Source organism: Streptomyces incanus (assembly GCF_042656345.1).
Classification (GTDB): Bacteria; Actinomycetota; Actinomycetes; order Streptomycetales; family Streptomycetaceae; genus Streptomyces; species Streptomyces incanus.
On record NZ_JBHSPC010000037.1, the window covers coordinates 139,286 to 153,905 of the forward strand.

15 protein-coding genes and 1 pseudogene are annotated in these 14,620 nt (G+C 70.8%); 5 read left to right on the top strand and 11 right to left on the bottom strand.

Annotated features, from left to right (window positions below):
• Positions 1 to 39 precede the first annotated feature (39 nt).
• Positions 40 to 246: a DUF397 domain-containing protein gene (locus ACFP2V_RS14900; RefSeq protein WP_381211309.1), complete on the bottom strand. Its 207-nt coding sequence runs from the start codon at positions 244 to 246 to the stop codon at positions 40 to 42.
• Positions 243 to 1,061 carry a helix-turn-helix domain-containing protein gene (locus ACFP2V_RS14905; RefSeq protein WP_381211312.1) on the bottom strand — a complete coding sequence of 273 codons (819 nt, stop codon included), beginning with the start codon at positions 1,059 to 1,061 and terminating at the stop codon, positions 243 to 245. Before ACFP2V_RS14905 ends, ACFP2V_RS14900 begins: the two co-directional genes overlap by 4 nt.
• A gap of 267 nt (positions 1,062 to 1,328) precedes the next feature.
• On the opposite strand from ACFP2V_RS14905, the gene ACFP2V_RS14910 reads away from it, so the two are divergent.
• Positions 1,329 to 2,375, top strand: coding sequence for a hypothetical protein (locus tag ACFP2V_RS14910; protein ID WP_381211315.1), 1,047 nt, complete (start codon positions 1,329 to 1,331; stop codon positions 2,373 to 2,375).
• 175 nt (positions 2,376 to 2,550) lie between these two features.
• Here ACFP2V_RS14910 and ACFP2V_RS14915 read toward each other — a convergent pair whose 3' ends face one another.
• The 5 genes from ACFP2V_RS14915 to ACFP2V_RS14935 form a co-directional block, all read right to left on the bottom strand.
• The gene (locus ACFP2V_RS14915; RefSeq protein WP_381211318.1) at positions 2,551 to 3,459 is read right to left on the bottom strand and encodes a phosphatase PAP2 family protein; all 909 of its coding nucleotides are present in this window, start codon (positions 3,457 to 3,459) and stop codon (positions 2,551 to 2,553) included.
• A gap of 121 nt (positions 3,460 to 3,580) precedes the next feature.
• A complete protein-coding gene (locus tag ACFP2V_RS14920) occupies positions 3,581 to 4,540 on the bottom strand; it encodes a hypothetical protein (RefSeq protein WP_381211321.1) in 960 nt (319 codons plus the stop codon).
• A complete protein-coding gene (locus tag ACFP2V_RS14925; protein WP_381211324.1) occupies positions 4,537 to 4,878 on the bottom strand; it encodes a PadR family transcriptional regulator in 342 nt (113 codons plus the stop codon). Before ACFP2V_RS14925 ends, ACFP2V_RS14920 begins: the two co-directional genes overlap by 4 nt.
• Before the next feature lie 534 nt (positions 4,879 to 5,412).
• Complete coding sequence (locus ACFP2V_RS14930) at positions 5,413 to 5,637, bottom strand: helix-turn-helix domain-containing protein (protein ID WP_381211327.1); 225 nt, start codon at positions 5,635 to 5,637, stop codon at positions 5,413 to 5,415.
• Complete coding sequence (locus tag ACFP2V_RS14935; RefSeq protein WP_381211330.1) at positions 5,637 to 6,257, bottom strand: DUF2975 domain-containing protein; 621 nt, start codon at positions 6,255 to 6,257, stop codon at positions 5,637 to 5,639. Before ACFP2V_RS14935 ends, ACFP2V_RS14930 begins: the two co-directional genes overlap by 1 nt.
• Positions 6,258 to 6,611: 354 nt before the next feature.
• Here ACFP2V_RS14935 and ACFP2V_RS14940 point away from each other — a divergent pair, with 354 nt between their 5' ends.
• The 3 genes and pseudogenes from ACFP2V_RS14940 to ACFP2V_RS14950 form a co-directional block, all read left to right on the top strand.
• Complete coding sequence (locus tag ACFP2V_RS14940; protein ID WP_381211333.1) at positions 6,612 to 6,998, top strand: DUF6355 family natural product biosynthesis protein; 387 nt, start codon at positions 6,612 to 6,614, stop codon at positions 6,996 to 6,998.
• A gap of 4 nt (positions 6,999 to 7,002) precedes the next feature.
• The gene (locus ACFP2V_RS14945; RefSeq protein WP_381211336.1) at positions 7,003 to 7,308 is read left to right on the top strand and encodes a hypothetical protein; all 306 of its coding nucleotides are present in this window, start codon (positions 7,003 to 7,005) and stop codon (positions 7,306 to 7,308) included.
• 308 nt (positions 7,309 to 7,616) lie between these two features.
• Positions 7,617 to 8,069 (top strand): annotated as a pseudogene (locus ACFP2V_RS14950) (ATP-binding protein); the annotation flags it as partial.
• Positions 8,070 to 8,777: 708 nt separating this feature from the next.
• Here the strand turns inward: ACFP2V_RS14950 and groL are convergent.
• The 4 genes from groL to ACFP2V_RS14970 all read right to left on the bottom strand — a co-directional run bounded on the left by groL (position 8,778) and on the right by ACFP2V_RS14970 (position 13,181).
• On the bottom strand, positions 8,778 to 10,403 hold the full coding sequence (gene groL, locus ACFP2V_RS14955) for a chaperonin GroEL (RefSeq protein WP_381211339.1): 1,626 nt from the start codon (positions 10,401 to 10,403) through the stop codon (positions 8,778 to 8,780).
• A gap of 117 nt (positions 10,404 to 10,520) precedes the next feature.
• Positions 10,521 to 10,829 (bottom strand): co-chaperone GroES, encoded by a 309-nt coding sequence (gene groES, locus ACFP2V_RS14960; protein WP_055572073.1) that lies wholly within the window; start codon positions 10,827 to 10,829, stop codon positions 10,521 to 10,523.
• Between the two features lie 607 nt (positions 10,830 to 11,436).
• A complete protein-coding gene (locus ACFP2V_RS14965) occupies positions 11,437 to 12,297 on the bottom strand; it encodes a polysaccharide deacetylase family protein (protein WP_381211342.1) in 861 nt (286 codons plus the stop codon).
• Complete coding sequence (locus ACFP2V_RS14970; protein WP_381211480.1) at positions 12,294 to 13,181, bottom strand: polysaccharide deacetylase family protein; 888 nt, start codon at positions 13,179 to 13,181, stop codon at positions 12,294 to 12,296. Before ACFP2V_RS14970 ends, ACFP2V_RS14965 begins: the two co-directional genes overlap by 4 nt.
• 156 nt (positions 13,182 to 13,337) lie before the next feature.
• Here ACFP2V_RS14970 and ACFP2V_RS14975 point away from each other — a divergent pair, with 156 nt between their 5' ends.
• Positions 13,338 to 14,603, top strand: a complete 1,266-nt coding sequence (locus tag ACFP2V_RS14975) for a class I SAM-dependent methyltransferase (protein WP_417801230.1) — start codon at positions 13,338 to 13,340, stop codon at positions 14,601 to 14,603.
• Positions 14,604 to 14,620 lie beyond the last annotated feature (17 nt).

A 14,620-nucleotide genomic window follows, 5' to 3' on the forward strand; every position in this document is an offset into this window, starting at 1 on the left:
AGCCGAGTCCCGGCTTCCGACCGCCCCTCCCTCTTCAGATCAATCGCGCGCTGTCATCCGTACGAACGCCGCCCACTGGTCGGAACCGACGGTCAGAACCGCATCGCCGGGCCGCTTGGAGTCACGGACCAGCACGGCCGTACCGGCGTCCGCGACCTCGACACAGTCGCCACCACTGCCCGAGCTGTAACTGCTCTTGAACCAGCTCAGCTCACCAACGGCAGGCTCGGGGCTGCTTGCCTTCATAGCTCTCCCAACAGCTTCTGGATGAAGGCCAGGGATTCCCTGGGAGTCAGCGCCTGCGCTCGGAGTACGCCGTACGTCGCTTCCAGCGGACTGACCTTCTTGGGCACGGTGTACAGGATGCTCGCCTCCTGCACCTCCATGTACCCAATCCTGCGCTGGTCCGGGAGATGGATCAACGTGAATGCCCCGCCAAGTCCCGCATGCTCCAGCCGTTCTGTCGGCATGACCTGCATCTCGACGTTGCGTTCGTGCCCGAAGAGCAGCAGTTGCTCCAGTTGTTCGCGCAGTACTTGATGATTGCCCACAGGACGGAGCAGGACCTGTTCCTCGATGACGAAGCTCAGGAGCGGTGCAGGACGCCGGGAGAACAGCTTCTGTCTCTCCATGCGTGCGGCCACGCGCTGTTCGATGACCTCGTCACTCAGCAGCGGGCGCCACATGGTGAAGACGGCTCGCGCGTACTCCTCCGTCTGAAGAAGCCCTTTGACCACATGGTTGTCGTAGGCGTGCAACTCAGCTGCCTGCGACTCCAGTTCCGCGTACCGCCGGAAGAATGACGGATACCGAGCCTTCGCCACCTCCTCCTTCATGGCCATCAGCACGCCCCGCGCACCCACCGCCCGGTCCACGCCGTCGATCAGTTCGGGCTTGGGAATTCGCCGTCCCTGCTCCACCGCCGCGATCTGCGCCTCGCCGTACCCGACCTGGCCCCCCAACTGCGCCTGCGTCAGACCCGCGACCTCGCGCAGCAGCTTCATCTGGCGCCCGAAGCAGCGCAGGAACTCCCCGTTCGAGTCCGCGTCCACGCCGCTCACACCCGAATCCGCACCCGATTCCACCCCATCGCCCCCTCAGCACAACCAGCGCTCGGACACCCGTAACCGCACGGTAGGACGCACAGGCATCAACCACACCGAAACCGGAACAAGTTGCGACGAACGGGTGAACCCCCCACGAGAGCCCTCTTCACTCAACGCGTCCACACGCACACGTTCCGTGCGGTACGGTCACCACAAGTCGGCCCCCGCAACGGTTGCACCCGTTCGCGAGGGCCTGAACCACCAGTGGAAAGCGACTCCACCGTGATTTACCGGCACCATATCGCGCCCCCGCGCGCCTTCACCCAGCTCTCCCACGAGATCATCCGGCACCCGCGTCTGACCTCCGACGCCGTCCGTCTCCTGACCTGGCAGCTCTCCCTTCCGCAGGGAGCGCGCGAGTCCCTGTCGCGCACCGCCGAACGCGCCCGTATCGGCGCGTACGCCTTCACGCGGGCCAAGCGTCAGCTCAAGGACGAGGGCTTCGTGCACGAGCGGCGCGTCCAGGGGCCCGGCGGTCGCTGGGCCACCCAACAGCTCGTCTCCAGCACTTCGTTGAACGCGGCCGAGGCCGCCAAGCTCCTCGCGCGGATGCCCGTGGGCGCCGCCGGAGAGACGACCACCGAGCGGGTATCGCCGCAGCTCGCACCGGGTCCCCGGATTCCGGCCGTCGGTGAGCCGACCACCCCGCCGACCGACGGTCATCCAAAGAAAGACTCATGGGAGAACACCTCCCACCGACCCCCCGAACCCCCCAGCCCGGCAACGGAGACAGAGACCGAGACGGGGACGGCAACGGCAACGGCAACGGCAACGGCAACGGCGGAAGCAGAACCGCAGCCGGACACGACCGCCCCGCCCCTCCTCGAAGAGGCCCGCGCCCTCGTCTCCGCCTACCCCCACCTCTCCCCCGCCCTCCACCACATCCCCCGCGCCATGCACGCCGAACTGACGGACCTCACCGCCCGCTGGCTCGCCGCCGGGCACCCGCCCGCCGCCGTCCGCCTGCACATCCTGCGCGGCCTCCCCGACGACGGCAGCACCGTCCACCGCCCCGGCGGCCTGCTGCGCTACCTCCTGCGCGACGTAGCGCCCGTACCGCCCGTACCGACGAGGACGGGTTCCGCGCCGGAAGCAGCCCCACCGCCCGGAGGAGCCTCCCCCGAGCAGTTCCTCGAACCCCGCCTGTCCCCCCGCCTGGCGGGCGCACGCGAGTGCGCGGGCGATCACACCCAGCCCACCCTCTTCCGGCCGATCGCCGACGAAGCCCTGTGCCGGGACTGCACGGCCCGCTCCGTACCGCCGGGGTGAGTCACACCGTCCGGGCCGGGACCGGGGCATCGGCTCGGCACTCGAACGAACAGGGCCTCCGCTCCGTCGGTGCCCATGAGGCCGAACGCGGCTTCGGGCCGGGACACGTCGGCAGGGGACACGTCCTGGCCCTCCGCGGCATCCACCAGGAGGACTTCATGAGCCGGCCGGGCGGTCAGCCCCGCGCGGGGCGTGTGCGGCGTGCGGTGTGTGCGGGCCCCTCCGCTGTGGTGAACCAGAACAGGGCCGCGCACAGGAAGGCCGCTGTCGCGAAGACCAGCGACTGTGTGACGGAGTCGTTCCGCGCGCCGGCGACGAGCGCGCCGGCCGCTGACAGTGCCAGGGCGATGGCCGGCAGCGCACGAGGGCGCCGCATGATGCCTGGTGCGTCGGCCGGTGGCAGCAACCGGGCCGCGAGGCCGTAGCAGGCGCAGGCCAGCAGTGTGGAGCCCAGTACGTCGCTGGGCCGGTGGTGGTAGGTGGCCAGGACGGCGCCGGCGGTGACGGCGAGCCACAGCATGCCGACCGCAATGGCGTAGGGGCGGATGCGGGGGGAAGCGACGAGGACGGCGCCGAGGGCCAGCCCGGCGGGGATGGCCACGTGTCCGCTGGGGAAGCTCGCCTCGATGAGCGAGACGCGCGCGTCCACCAGATCGGGGCGGGGCAGGATCATCCTGGTGAGTTCCTTGCTCCCGATCGTGACCACGACGATCCCGGTCGCCGCGCAGCCTCGCCACCAGCACCTGCGCACCAGAGTGACGGCCGCGATGACCGCGATGCCCACGAGCAGGGTGGGCATCGCGGTCTGCTCCAGGGGCGGCAGGGCCGACGAGTCGTAAGCCGCCCCCGACCAGTCGTAGATCCATGCCGGTTCGGCGCCGTATCTGCTGAACAGGGCGTTCTCCGCCCGTTGCCCGAACGGGGTGCAGACAGCGATCAGGTAGACCGCCAGGAACCCCAGGAGGCACAGCGGAGCCGAGACCCGTAGCCGTATCGTCCGCGCGGGGCCGGGTTCGGCCGTGGTTCCCGGGACCTGGCCGGGGTCCGGGTGCGTGGACAGGGTCGAGGGATCTTGCTGAGTCATCGCTGTTCTCCGTCTTCGTGGGGGAGCGGTGCGCTCACGCGGTGGGGGAGCGGTGCGCTCACGCACCGCTTCGGGCACGAGGTGGGCCGACCGGCATGGCGGGCCCACCGGGGATCTGCTCCTATTCGAGGAGCGCCCGGCTTTGTCGGCGCTGGGCGGCGATCGCCAGGACCGGGAGGGGCGCGATCAGGAGGAGGAGGACGACCATGTCCGGCAGGGACCGCATGAACGCGTTCGGCTGGACGACGATCGCCTGGGTGCGGATGAACGCGACCGCCGCGACGGGGATCAGCCACCGGTAGTCGCCGGTGGCGGCCGTCGCCACCCACGCGGCGATCAGCGCGGCGACTTCGAGGGCGAACAGGCCGCGTTGGAAGGCTGGACTGATGGAGATGACGTGCAGGCCCCCGGCCACGAACATGGCGAGCACGACGGGGACCAGCCAGCGGTACGAGTGGCGTCGCAGCCGGCCGGGACGGCAGACCGCCAGCACGGCGCACGCGGCGCACAGTGTCCCCGACAGCACCAGGTCACGGGCCGTTATCGGGGCGCCCAGCCCGTAGTAGCCCAGGCCCGCCTTGCCCTCGTCGCCGAAGAGCGTATTGCTGTTGAACGTGGCACCGGCGTAGATCATCGCTGCCGCGGCCGGCAGCGCGATCCACGACTTGCCGCGCAGCAGGGCGATCAGGCAGACCAGCGGAAGCAGCCCGTAGGGCAGGAGCCGTATCCGCGTACCGGGACCTCGCGCCCACGGGTACCAGCCGGAGAAGTGGAAGGCGATGGCATGCCGGCCGGGATCGATGTGCAGTGCCCAGTGCCACACATCCTGCAGGTACGGCACCAGCGCCAGCGCGGCGAGGACGAGCGCGGTCAGATGGATGCCGTCCAGCCACCACGGCCGGGCCGTGTCGTCGACGACGGCGCGGGCGCGGGCCCGCACCCCGGCACGCGCCAAGGCGGCAACTTCCCGCGGCGGGGGCCAGGAGCGGCCGGGATACGCCTCGGCCAGGCAGGTCAGCAACTCCTCTCCCTGCCGGGAACGGTAGGACTCGGGATAGGCCGCAAGCAGTAAACGGTTCATGCCGGGGCCGCTCCGGCATCCCGCGAACGTCCGATGACGACGGCCGCCGCCTGCTGCATCCGCAGCGCCTCCCGACCGAGCGCCCCGGTGCCGTCCTCGGTGAGCCGGTAGTAGCGCCGCGCCCGTCCGTCCACGATCTCCTCGTGGCCGGCGGCCACCAGCCCGGCCCGCTCCAACCGCTCCAGCGCGCCGTAGAGAGTGCCGACAGCGATCCGGAGCCGCCCGTCGGTGGCCTGCTCGGCGGCCTTGATGATGCCGTAACCGTGCAACGGTCCGTCCATGAGCGCGGCGAGGATGAAGTATTGCGGTTCCGTCAAGGACCGGTTCTGCCGTGTCATGCGTCGAGCATATATCGGCCTACGAAATATATCCGCCCTCTCCGAGCACTCACCGGCAGCGCCTCCACGCCCGCGGTGAGCGTCACTTTCTCCCGACCGGCGGGCGCGACGGCGGCCTCCTCGACGGACTCGCGCGGCGTCGGCGGACGCTCCCCGCGACCTGGTCCGGGCCGAGCGGAACGTCATTCCCACCGTGTCCGCCGGGCCCGTCTCCCCTCCGTCGAACCGCCCGTGGATCAGAATCCGTTCGCCCGGACCGGCCGCGCGCGGCCGGCGAGGCGGCGTGCGACGAGGCCCGACCCCAGCGGTCGTCTCCCCGGTGCCTCCGGGAAGCGCAGATCGCCGCCTGTGTCCGTCCGCCATGCCCGTCGGCGATTCGGGCTCGCACTTCCGGGGCTCTTGATCCGGTCAAGGACCGCCGGAACGATCGCGTGGCCGAACGCGTGCGGGTCCGGGAGATCGATGACGGCGAGGGCAGGCGGTCGCCACAGGGCGAACGTCGCCTGACGCGGCACCAGATCTTCCGGGTCGGGATCAGTCCTCGCGGATGCCGAGCAGGTCGCCGGGCCGGCAGTCCAGTTCGCGGCAGATCGCGGTGAGCGTGGAGAAGCGGATCGCCTTCGCCCGGTCGTTCTTGAGAACGGAGAGGTTGACCACCGTCACCCCGACCCTGGTCGCCAGTTCGGACAGGGTCATGCCGCGCTCGGCCAGCAGTCGGTCCAGGTGGACCTGGACCCGGTGTTCCTCCTCCGGCGGCATCAGACCAGCCCCTCGGTGTCGGCGCGCAGCCTCGTGCCGCGCCGGAAGACTTCGCCCAGGGCCAGGACGAGGAAGGCGAGCAGGACGTACTGGCCGGCGAAGGTGGCCGAGAAGGGGATCCGGTCGGCCACGGGGGTGCCGCTCACCAGCATCTCCGTGGTGAGCGCCAGGAGTGCCGGGACGATGACGGCCTGCACCAGCACCGTGAGCCCTATGATGCTCAGGCGTCGGGCGTTCATCGGCACGAAGACGTCGCCGTCGCGCAGGGTCCTGGCCACCTTGAGGAGGAGGGCCAGGATGAGGAGCAGGAACAGGCCGCCGATGATCTCCGGCAGGGCCAGCAGCAGGCGCTGACCCAGGTCGGGGCCGACGAAGACGAGGTCGGCCCGGTGGGTGCCCGTGAGGGTCATGCCGTGGCCCGCCACCGCGTCGGTCACGGTGCCCGGCACCCGGGTCGCGGTCTCGGCCTCGATCTCGCGGGTGTCCACCGGATCGATGAGACCGACCACCCCGAGGGCCGGGAGCAGCACCCCGAAGACGCCGACCAGCAGAGCGGCCAGACCCAGAGCGGCCTCCAGCAACCTACTGTCGGTCCGGCTCCACCAGGACTTCGTACCCATGATTCCCCCTGCCGATCGCAGCATGCATATCGTTTATCGATACTATCGATAAACGATATGCATGCTGTCAAGAAGACGAATCCGCCCCAGCGAGCTCGTTCACCCTGAAGTCACCGGCCGGGGCGGGCACCGGCCCTCCCCCTCGCGCCGACCCGGCGACCAGCAACTTCGGGGCGAAACGGACTCATTCCCGTCTCCATCTCGCCCATCACTCAATTCGGTGACTTAAAGCCATTGGGCGAGTGCAAACGGTTACGGTTTCGGTACCGGTGCGACGCGCAGGAGGTGTCGTGGTGTCAGGCAGAGCCGATCAGCTGGTCGTCATCGCCATGGCTCACCCCTCAAGGAGTGTGCGTGAAGCTCTCCCCCCGTCCTCTTCGAGCCGTCCTGGCGGCGGCGTCGAGTGCCGCGCTGGCCCTGATGGCGTTCCCGGGTCCGGCTCACGCCGGGCCCGAGCGCGGTCCGGAAGTGCGTCAGGCGGGTGCGAGCCCTCTCGCCCCGTGCGGCTTCTTCCGGTACAACGTCCGCGAGTCCCAGTTCGCCGGATACAACCACTGCGGCGAGACGACGGTGCGGGTACACGTCGACGTCAGAGGGGGCGGCAGCACGAATGACCACCACCTCTGCGTCAGCCCCGGCCCCACCCAGCTACCGGGCGCAGGTCCGAACCATCTCAACGCGTACTACATCGGCGGCGCCGGCTGCCGGAGCGGAGATCACACCGGGCACACACCCCACTGAGCCTTTGATCCGACTCCGGTGGCAAACGGCCCAGGTTCATCGTCGGAGGACAGCGATCGCCATTCAGGAGTACCAGCGGCGAGGACGGTCGAACGAAGGCCGGGTCATCGACGCCGACATCGCCTACGGGCAGCTGTTGCGCCGGATGACGAGCCAGGACGCCCGGATACGGTACGCACTCGTCGTGCCGTCCTCGTCCGTGAACGCCGTCGAACGCGTCCCGGCCCATGTCCGGGCTCTGCTACGCATCGACGTGTACGAGGTGACGGACGAAAACGAGGTACGTCCGCTGTCGGCCCAGGACTGCTGAGCGGATGGCCCGGGTGCGAAGTGCAGAGAGCCGACGAGCGCCCCGGTACAAGGTGTTGCGGCGTCAGGAAACAGCACGCGGACAAGAAGAAAGGGGCAGCGGCCGTTGGACGGCGGGTGCCCCTTCAAGTCCGCCAAGACACCAGCACGAGTCATTCCGATGTGACCACAGGGGTTCCGGAACGAGCGGCGCGGGCGGCGGGCAGTCGCCCCGACACGTCCGACACCCTCGCCCGACGCCCCTACAGAGCGCCGCCGTGGGGGCGTCGGAGCTGGTGAACGGGGGGCCGCCACGGGATCTTCGGAGGCATGACGAGTTCCCCCCGGCGGCAGCGACCGGCCGCTTCCGCCCTCCTCTTCGCCGAGCAGAGGGTCTTCACCCTCCGCTTCTCCGCCACCCCGCGCGGTGCCCGGCTCGCCCGGCGCCTCGCCTCCCAGCAGATGGACGCCTGGGGCTGGGCCTACGGCAGCCCGGTGCACGACACCGTCGAGCTGGTCGTGGCCGAGCTGGCCGCCAACGCCGCCACCCACGGCCGGGTTCCCGGCCGGGACGCCGAGCTGCGGCTCGGCAGGAACGCGGACGGGGCCCGGGTGCGCGTGGAGGTGAGCGACGTGCGCGGTGAGCGGCTGCCCGTACCGGCGCCGGAGGGCGGGCCGCTCACGGAGGGTGGCCGGGGACTCGCCCTCGTCGCGGCGCTGGCCGAAAAGTGGGGCGTCGCCGAGCGGCCGGGTGGGCCCGGCAAGACCGTGTGGGCGGTCGTCGCCACCAGTCCGGCGGCCGGCTTCGCGGCCGGAGCCGGTCGCGTCGTCGCGGCAGACGGAGCCGATGAAGTCGGTGAAGCCGGGGCACTGCCAGAGCCGCAAGCCGCGAGCGGGAGGACGGCGAGCGCGGCGAGCCCGCCCAGAACGGCACGCCGTGCACGCGTGTACTGCATGCTCGAACCTCCAGGTGACCCGTGGACAGAGCGCGGAGAGAAAGGGGAAAGGGCGTGCCCACGGTCGTGGGACGGGGAGCCGGGCTCATTCTCGCCTTCGGCCGCCATGCGGTCCCGGGTGTGCGTGCACCGGCGTGGGCAAGCGGCGGATCCGTTCGGACGAGGTGCCGCTGTGCCCTCCGCCGTCAGCACCGAAACCGTGGAGGCAGCGCCGCCCGGCGGCGTGGGGTGCGGAGTCCGGCCGCGTCCCGGCCATCGTCGATCCTCGGTCCGGCCGTGGCGCGCGCGTAGGCCATGCCTCGTTTTTCCGGGCGGCCGTAAGCTCACCGACACGGCCCGTTCGGCGGGCGGTTCCTCCGGAAGCACAGGATCGCCGAAGAATCCCATGCGCCGAGCGTGGCACAGGACACCGACATCGAGGGCGATCACGGGCACGGATACGGCACGGAGGCCCGGCGCCGCTGGTCAGCGGTGCCGGGCCTCCGTGTCCGCTACGGGCGTCTGTCACCGACGTCCGCCGCTATGAGCGAGTCGCTCAGTGGGAGTGGCCGTGGCCGTGCCCACCGGCGGCCGGCTCCTCCTCTTCCTTCTTCTCGACGACCAGGGTCTCGGTCGTCAGGAGGAGGGAGGCGATGGAGGCGGCGTTCTCCAGGGCGGAGCGGGTGACCTTGACCGGGTCGATGACGCCGGCCTTGACCAGGTCGCCGTACTCGCCGGTGGCGGCGTTGTAGCCGCTGCCCTTCTCGAGCTCGGCGACCTTGGAGACGATGACGTAGCCCTCGAGGCCGGCGTTCTCGGCGATCCAGCGCAGCGGCTCGACGGCGGCGCGGCGGACGACCGCGACACCGGTGGCCTCGTCGCCGGTCTTGCCGAGGTTGCCCTCGAGGACCTTGACGGCGTGGACGAGCGCGGAGCCACCACCGGAGACGATGCCCTCCTCGACCGCGGCGCGGGTCGCGGAGATGGCGTCCTCCAGACGGTGCTTCTTCTCCTTCAGCTCCACCTCGGTGGCGGCGCCGACCTTGATGACGCACACGCCGCCGGCGAGCTTCGCGAGGCGCTCCTGGAGCTTCTCGCGGTCCCAGTCGGAGTCCGTGGACTCGATCTCGGCCTTGATCTGGCCGACGCGACCGGTCACGTCCTCCTTCTTGCCACCGCCGTCGACGATCGTGGTGTCGTCCTTGGTGATGGTGACGCGGCGGGCGGAGCCCAGCACGTCCAGGCCGACCTGGTCGAGCTTGAGGCCGACCTCCTCGGAGACGACCGTGGCGCCGGTGAGGACGGCCATGTCCTGCAGCATCGCCTTGCGCCGGTCACCGAAGCCGGGGGCCTTGACCGCGACGGCGTTGAACGTGCCGCGGATCTTGTTGACGACCAGGGTCGACAGGGCCTCGCCCTCGACGTCCTCGGCGATGATCAGCAGCGGCTTGGAGGAGTTGGCCTGGATGACCTTCTCCAGCAGCGGCAGCAGCTCGTTGATGGAGCCGATCTTGCCCTGCGTGATGAGGATGTACGGGTCGTCCAGGACGGCTTCCATGCGCTCCTGGTCCGTCACGAAGTACGGCGACAGGTAGCCCTTGTCGAAGGCCATGCCCTCGGTGAAGTCCAGCTCCAGACCGAAGGTGTTGGACTCCTCGACGGTGATGACACCGTCCTTGCCGACCTTGTCCATGGCCTCGGCGATGAGCTCGCCGACCTGCTGGTCCTGGGCGGACAGCCCGGCGACGGCGGCGATGTCGGCCTTGTCGTCGATCGGGCGGGCCGAGGCGAGCAGGTCCTCGGAGACCGCGGCGACGGCGGCGTCGATGCCCTTCTTGAGGGCGGCCGGGGAGGCGCCGGCGGCGACGTTGCGCAGGCCTTCGCGGACCAGGGCCTGGGCCAGCACGGTCGCGGTGGTCGTACCGTCACCCGCGATGTCGTTGGTCTTGGTCGCCACCTCCTTGACCAGCTGGGCACCGAGGTTCTCGAACGGGTCCTCGACCTCGACCTCGCGGGCGATCGTGACACCGTCGTTGGTGATGGTGGGGGCGCCGAACTTCTTGTCGATGACGACGTTGCGGCCCTTGGGGCCGATCGTCACCTTCACCGTGTCGGCAAGCTTGTTGACGCCGCGCTCAAGGGCGCGACGGGCGTCCTCGTCGAACTTCAGGATCTTCGCCATGGCAGCGGGAGCCCTCTCGGGATTCTGGGGTGAAAAAACACTGCGCCCCGGGCCCCCGGCTCAGTAAGCGTGTCGGGACCAGGGGCGCAGTTCGGAGCAAATCTGCTACGAGGTGACTTACTTCTCGATGATCGCGAGAACGTCGCGGGCCGAGAGGACGAGGTACTCCTCGCCGTTGTACTTCACCTCGGTGCCGCCGTACTTGCTGTAGAGCACGATGTCGCCGACGTTCACGTCGAGTTCGACGCGCTTGCCGTCCTCGATACGGCCGGGACCGGTGGCCAGGACGACGCCCTCCTGGGGCTTCTCCTTGGCCGTGTCCGGAATGACCAGGCCCGAAGCCGTGGTCTGCTCGGCGTCGAGCGGCTGGACCACAATGCGGTCCTCGAGCGGCTTGATGGCAACCTTGGAGCTGGCGGTCGTCACGATCCGACCTCCCCCTTCGGAGATCTCACGGGGTTAACTGTCTGAGGTGGCGACCAGGTGGATCCGTCGTCGCGGGTGCCGGACCTGCCTGTCGCTTTGTTGGCACTCTCCAGGGGGGAGTGCCAGACCCGAGACTATGACCGCGATTAGCACTCGGTCAAGCGGAGTGCCAATTCACTGCGTGGCGTCGCCGGAGTTTTTGTGTACGCCAGTCCGATTTGTGTACGCCAGTCCGAGAGGTCGGCCTGCGTTCGGGTGACCGTCGCCTGGGAGCCGCCACCCCCGGACCCCGGCTTCGACCTGAACGGCCTCGCCCTCGATCTCCCCCGATCTCTACGGGCAGGGTGTCTCCGCCGGGAAGTTCCGGCCCCGCCGAAACGGTGAGAAGTGGCTCCGGCGGGTGTGCGAGCGGCGGGCCGGCGGGTGGTCCGCGCACCAGCGCGGCCGGTGAGAAGAGGCCGTCGGGGGGCCGGGGGGCCGGTCGTCCGACCGGTCGAGGGGTGGGGCCACTTCTGCCCGTCCCCCCCCGGTCCGGCGAACCCCGTTCAACACAGGCGGGGGCCCCGGACGGGCTCATGTGCCGGACGGGCTCACGTCCCGGACAGGCTCACGTGCCGGACAGGCTCACGTGCCGGACGTGGTCCTCCAGCCTCCCGACCCTCAATCCCCGGTCTTCCAGCTCGTGCAGCAAACGCGTCGTCCGTTCCGCAAGGGTCAGCGGCGGCCCCTCGCCCGCGGGGACGGAGATGATGTCGCCGGGGGCCAGGCGGTGGGCGCCGCGGGCGTACGTGAGGGTGCCGTCACCCTCCAGGGTGACCCTCCAGAGCACGACCGCCGCGATGCCGCAGTCGGCGGCGGCCCGGAGGGTCGTGGCGTCGTACGTGCCGTAGGGCGGGCGGAACAGGTGGGGGCGGATGCCGAAGCGGGACGTGAGCTTGCGCTGCTGGCCGCAGATCTCGGCGCGCTGACCGGCGTAGGGCAGGCCACGCAGGGCGGGGTGGTCGAGGGTGTGGTTCTGCAGGCTCGCGCCGACCGAGCGCAGCCGGGCGAAGTGACCGTAGCCGGGCCCCACCACGCTGTCCGTGAGGAACATGCTGACGGGGAGGCGGCGCCCGCGTACGAGGTCGATGAAGCGGGGGTCGCGTTCGGCGCCGTCGTCGTAGGTCAGGAAGACGACCTTCTCCCGGGTCGGGACGTGGTCGACGACGGGCGGGAGGCGGCCGGGTGACCGGCCCGCTCCGTCGCCCGTTTCCCCGGCGCCTTTCCCCTCACCCGCACCCGTCCCCGCCCCTTCTCCTGCCCCTGCCCCTGCCCCTGCCCCTGCCCCTGCCCCTGCCCCTGCCCCTGCCCCTGGGACTGTCGGGCCCGCGGTCGGCCGCCCGCCGACCGTGCCGCAGCCCGCCAGCGCCGCCGAAAGGACGAGACCCGCCGCCAGGAGAACCGCCGTGGCCGCCCCCCGCCGGATCACAGGTAGTCCTCCAGGCGCCCCACCGCGTATCCCTCGGCCGTGACCTTGTCCAGGAAGCGGCGGATCATGTCGGGCATGGTGCCCTCCCATTCGGCACGGCCCCGGAAGTGGGAGAGGACGATGTCGCCGGGGCGCAGTTCCCCGTCCCCCTCGCGGTAGTCCCAGCGGTCGACGAAGACCTCCTCGTTCCACAGCGGGGCGTACTCGATGCCGCAGGACTTCGCCGCGCGCAGGGTGTCCTTGTTGTAGTTGCCGAACGGCGGGCGGAAGAGGACGGGGCGGTCGCCGTACCGCTCCTCGATGACGTCCTGCATGCCGCAGATCTCACGCTTCTGGCCGGCGTAGGACAGGCCGGGCAGGTACGGGTGGTTCAGGGTGTGGTTGTTCAGGCCGACGCCCTGGTCCCGCATCTTCTCGAAGTAGCCGTAGTCCTCCTCGATGACGTAGTTGCTGAGGAACGCGGTGTACGGGATCTTCAGCTCGCTCATCATGCGCAGGAACGCGGGGTCCTTCTCGGCGCCGTCGTCGATGGTGAGGAAGACGACCTTCTCCTCGGTGGGGACGGTGGTGAAGACCGGGGGGAGGCCCGGTTTCCGGTGCCCGTCGACCTCGAAGCCCTCACGGGTGGTGATCCTCGGCTTCTCCTCGGGCGCCGGCGGAGCGGTCCGGGGCACCTGTTTGAGCCCCCAGCGCTTCGCGGCGGCCACCCGCGCGGCGTGCGCGGCGCGCAGTTCGGCGGCGTAGGAGTCGGGCTCGCGGGCCGGAGGCGCGGCGAGGGGCTGGGGGCCGCCCGCAGCCGGGTCCGGGGCGGTGGAGTCCTGTCCGCAGCCCGCGACGAGAGGGGCGAGGGTCGCGAGGGTGAGTACGGCGACACCGGCCCGCACACCCACCAGTGACCATCTTTTGTCATTTTGTCCTACTAGTCGCATGGGGTCGGATCCTCGCAGTCCACCGCCCCGGACCCGGTCCGACACCGCGGCCGGCGGCACACCGTCCGCCGACTGGCCCACAACGGCCCGTACCTGACCCACAATGGGCCGGTGAACGACCGCACCCCCCTTCCTGTCCCACCCCTCGCCCCGCTCCTCACTCCCGAGGGCCGCGCCCTCCTCGACGAGGTGCGCGACACCGACCCGGCCCAGGAACTCGCCGTCGCGACCCGGCTGCGCCGTGAGCATCCGGCGGAGCTCGTGTCCGCGGCGCTCGGCCAGGCCCGGCTGCGGCAGCGGGCGGTGGTGAAGTTCGGGGCCGAGGACGCCGGGCGGATGTTCTTCACACCGAACGGGGTCGAGCAGTCGACCCGGGCGAGCGTGGCGACGTACCGGGCAGGGCGGCTGAAGGAGCTGGGGGTGACCTCGGTGGCCGACCTGTGCTGCGGGATCGGCGGGGACGCGATCGCGCTGGCCCGCGCCGGAATCCGGGTGCTCGCGGTGGACCGGGACCCGCTCACCGCGGCGGCGGCCCGGGCCAACGCCGACGCGCTGGGGCTCGCGGATCTGATCGAGGTGCGGGAGGCAGACGTGACGGAGGTGGACACCGCCGGGTACGACGCCGTCTTCGTCGACCCGGCCCGGCGCGGCGGCCGGGGCCGCGTCTTCGACCCCGAGGCCTACTCGCCCCCGCTGTCCTGGGCGATCGAGGCGGCCCGCAGGGCGCCCCGCGCCGCCGCCCTGAAGGTCGCTCCGGGCATCCCGCACGAGGCCGTTCCCGGTGATGCCGAGGCCGAGTGGATCTCGGACGGCGGGGATGTGAAGGAGGCGGTGCTGTGGTTCGGCACCGGGCACGCGGCCGCCCCGTCGGAGACAGTGGCGAGCCCCGGACCGGGCCCCGCGCCGGACCCCGAGCCGGACCCCGGCGCGGTACGCGCGACCCTGCTGCCCGGCCCCCGCACGCTGCTCTCCCGCGGGCTGCCCGACCCGGCGGTGCGTCCGCCCGGCCGGTACCTGTACGAGCCCGACGGCGCCGTCATCCGCGCGCATCTCGTCGCCGAGGTCGCCGACCGGCTCGACGGCGGGCTCATCGACGCGACCATCGCCTACATCACCGCCGACGAACACCGCCCGACGCCGTACGCCACCGCCTACGAGATCACCGACCGGCTCCCCTTCAACGTCAAGAAGCTGAAGGCGCTGCTGCGTGAGCGTCAGGTCGGCACGCTGACCGTCAAGAAGCGCGGCTCGGCGGTGGAACCGGAGGAACTCCGCCGCAAGGCCCTCCCCAAACCCCACGGCTCCGCGTCCGTCACCGTCTTCCTCACCCGTGTCGCCGGCGCCCCGACCATGCTGCTCGGCAACCCTCTGCGCTGACCTTCGGGCCGGAAGCC

Excerpts from the sequence above, each read along its gene's own strand:
- ACFP2V_RS14900 (WP_381211309.1), bottom strand. The coding sequence starts at position 246 with ATGAAGGCAAGCAGCCCCGAGCCTGCCGTTGGTGAGCTGAGCTGGTTC.
- ACFP2V_RS14915 (WP_381211318.1), bottom strand. The coding sequence starts at position 3,459 with ATGACTCAGCAAGATCCCTCGACCCTGTCCACGCACCCGGACCCCGGC.
- ACFP2V_RS14920 (WP_381211321.1), bottom strand. The coding sequence starts at position 4,540 with ATGAACCGTTTACTGCTTGCGGCCTATCCCGAGTCCTACCGTTCCCGG.
- ACFP2V_RS14925 (WP_381211324.1), bottom strand. The coding sequence starts at position 4,878 with ATGACACGGCAGAACCGGTCCTTGACGGAACCGCAATACTTCATCCTC.
- ACFP2V_RS14930 (WP_381211327.1), bottom strand. The coding sequence starts at position 5,637 with ATGCCGCCGGAGGAGGAACACCGGGTCCAGGTCCACCTGGACCGACTG.
- ACFP2V_RS14935 (WP_381211330.1), bottom strand. The coding sequence starts at position 6,257 with ATGGGTACGAAGTCCTGGTGGAGCCGGACCGACAGTAGGTTGCTGGAG.
- groL (WP_381211339.1), bottom strand. The coding sequence starts at position 10,403 with ATGGCGAAGATCCTGAAGTTCGACGAGGACGCCCGTCGCGCCCTTGAG.